A 271-nucleotide genomic window follows, 5' to 3' on the forward strand; every position below is an offset into this window, starting at 1 on the left:
GCTGGTTGTAATTGCTGCGGTGTTATCAAGTTCTACGCTATCTTGCGCGCTTACAGGGTTGCCTGCTAAATCAGATACGCTTGCTGTAGCGGTTAACGTGCCGTCGTTTAATGCGCTTGCATCAATGGGATCTGTGACGTACTCGCCATTACTTACCAAGGCTTGCACCTCAATTGGTGTGTTTACGCCATCGCTGATAATAACCGTCACGGTTTGGCCGTCTTCAACATCGGTGACTGTTCCGCGCACAACTAAGGCTTCGCTTTCGCCA

1 protein-coding gene is annotated in these 271 nt (G+C 50.2%); it reads right to left on the bottom strand.

Annotated elements, in window-relative coordinates; genetic code table 11:
• Positions 1–249 (bottom strand): hypothetical protein (locus WDB87_RS00160; protein ID WP_337848654.1); only part of this gene is annotated, 249 nt, incomplete at its 3' end.
• Between the last annotated feature and the right edge of the window lie 22 nt (positions 250–271).

The sequence above is a fragment of the Pseudoalteromonas sp. C12FD-1 genome, assembly GCF_037414265.1.
GTDB lineage: Bacteria > Pseudomonadota > Gammaproteobacteria > Enterobacterales > Alteromonadaceae > Pseudoalteromonas.